Source organism: Mesorhizobium sp. M4A.F.Ca.ET.020.02.1.1 (assembly GCF_004022645.1).
In the GTDB taxonomy this organism is placed as follows: domain Bacteria; phylum Pseudomonadota; class Alphaproteobacteria; order Rhizobiales; family Rhizobiaceae; genus Mesorhizobium.
In genome coordinates, this window is sequence record NZ_RZOI01000851.1 from 1 (window position 1) to 2,349 (window position 2,349).

General features: G+C 65.2%; 1 protein-coding gene and 1 pseudogene. Both read left to right on the forward strand.

The genetic code is table 11. The features are described 5' to 3' along the window. Positions 1-103: 103 nt before the first annotated feature. Positions 104-970 (forward strand): annotated as a pseudogene (gene accD / locus EN742_RS32105) (acetyl-CoA carboxylase, carboxyltransferase subunit beta); the annotation flags it as partial. Positions 971-1,152: 182 nt separating this feature from the next. After that, the coding region (locus EN742_RS32110) for a folylpolyglutamate synthase/dihydrofolate synthase family protein (protein ID WP_148670411.1) at positions 1,153-2,349 on the forward strand (1,197 nt) is incomplete at its 3' end.

Genomic DNA, 2,349 nt, shown 5'->3' on the forward strand with positions numbered 1-2,349 from the left:
GGCTACTTTGGTCAGCGGCCTTGCCCAGGGCGTCCGCTCGGCCCGCCTTGCCGCCGCCGAATAGTTTTCCTACCTCTTCCTCGTCAGGACGGGAGCCGAAGCGATGAACTGGATCACCAATTACGTTCGCCCGAAGATCAATTCGATGCTCGGCCGGCGCACCGACATGCCCGAGAATCTCTGGATCAAGGATCCCGAGACCGGCGAGATGGTGTTCCATAAGGATCTCGAATCCAACCAGTTCGTCATCCCGTCCTCCGGCCATCACATGAAGATCTCGGCCAAGGAGCGGCTGAAGTATTTCTTCGACGACGGCAAATACGAGACGCTGGAAAATCCCAAGGTCGTGCAGGACCCGCTGAAATTCCGCGACGAGAAGCGCTACACCGACCGGCTGAAGGACGCCAAGGCCAAGACCGGGCTGGAGGATGCCATCGTCAATGCGCTGGGCAGCATCGAAGGCCTGCCGGTGGTGGTGACCGTGCAGGACTTCGCCTTCATGGGCGGCTCGCTCGGCATGGCCGCCGGCGACGCCATCGTCCATGCGTTCGAGGTTGCCCTGCAGCGCAGGCGGCCGCTGATCCTGTTCGCGGCCTCCGGCGGCGCCCGCATGCAGGAAGGCATCCTTTCACTGATGCAATTGCCGCGCACCACGGTCGGCGTCGACCGACTGAAGGAAGCCGGCCTGCCCTATATCGTCGTGCTGACCAACCCGACGACCGGCGGCGTCACCGCCTCCTATGCTATGCTGGGCGACGTCCACATCGCCGAGCCCGGTGCGCTGATCGGCTTCGCCGGGCCGCGCGTCATCGAGCAGACCATCCGCGAAAAACTGCCCGACGGCTTCCAGCGCTCCGAATATCTGATGGAGCACGGCATGGTCGACATGGTGGTGTCGAGGCTGGAGATGCGCCAGACCATCGCGCGGCTTCTGAAGATGCTGCTCAAGATGCCGCAGGCAGACAAGCCGCTCGAGCCCGAGATCCTGCCGCCGGCGCTCGCCCAGCCGGAAGCGCGACCGCAGGCGTGACGCGACACTGAACGCCGCGAGGCGCGATTGCGCGCACCGTCCGGTGCTGTAGCTTTTTGATTTGCGCATGATCCTTTCCGAAACCGATTTCCGGTTTCGGGGTCATGCGCTAGGATTCGTCCATGACAACGCTTGCCGCCGACCGCGAAATCGAAAGCCTGATGGCGCTTCACCCGAAGGGCTTCGACCTTTCGCTCGACCGCATCACGCGGCTGCTCGAACGTCTCGGCAATCCGCAGGAGTTGATCCCGCCGGCAATCCACATTGCCGGCACCAACGGCAAGGGTTCCTGCGCCGCCTTCTCGCGGGCGCTGCTCGAAGCGGCCGGTCATCTCGTTCACGTGCACACGTCGCCGCATCTGGTGAACTGGCACGAGCGCTACCGTCTCGCCGCCGAAGGCGGCGGCAGGCTGGTCGATGATCAGGTCTTTGCCGAAGCCATCGCCCGCGTTGCGGCCGCCAATGAAGGCCAGAAGATCACGGTCTTCGAAATCCTCACCGCCGTCACCTTCCTGCTGTTCGCGGAGCATCCGGCCGAAGCCGCAATCATCGAGGTCGGCCTTGGCGGCCGCTTCGACGCCACCAATGTCATCGCCAGGCCGGCGGTGTCGGTGATCATGCCGGTGTCGATGGACCATGAAGCCTATCTCGGCGACCGGGTCGAACTGATCGCCGCCGAGAAGGCCGGCATCATCAAGCCCGGCTGCCCGGTCGTCATCGGCGCGCAGGAAAGCGAGACGGCGCTGCAGGTGCTGATCGATACCGCCGAGCGGCTCGACTGCCCGACCTTCGTCTACGGCCAGGATTTCCTCGCTTTCGAGGAAAATGGGCGCATGGTCTACCAGGACGAGGACGGCCTGATGGACCTGCCGCCGCCGCGCCTGCCCGGACGCCACCAGTTCGCCAACGCGGCAGCGGCGATTGCCGCGATCAAGGCGGCGGGCTTCGAGATCAGCCACCGCGCCACCGAAAAGGCGATGGGCAGCGTCGCCTGGCCCGGTCGCATGCAGAAGCTGACCCAGGGCCGACTGACGGAGCTGGCGCCGAAGGGCGCCGATATCTGGCTCGACGGCGGCCACAATCCCGGCGCCGGCCTTGTTATCGCCGAAGCGCTGGCCGAGCAGGAAGAGAAGCACCCGCGGCCGCTGTTTCTGATCTCCGGCATGATCAACACCAAGGACCAGAGCGGCTATTTCCGGGCCTTCAAGGGCCTCGCCCGGCACGTCTATACGGTGCCGGTGAGCCTCAGCGACGCTGGCGTGCCCAATGACGAGCTGGCGCTGCGCGCCGGCGAGGCCGGCCTGTCAGCCGAGCCCGTC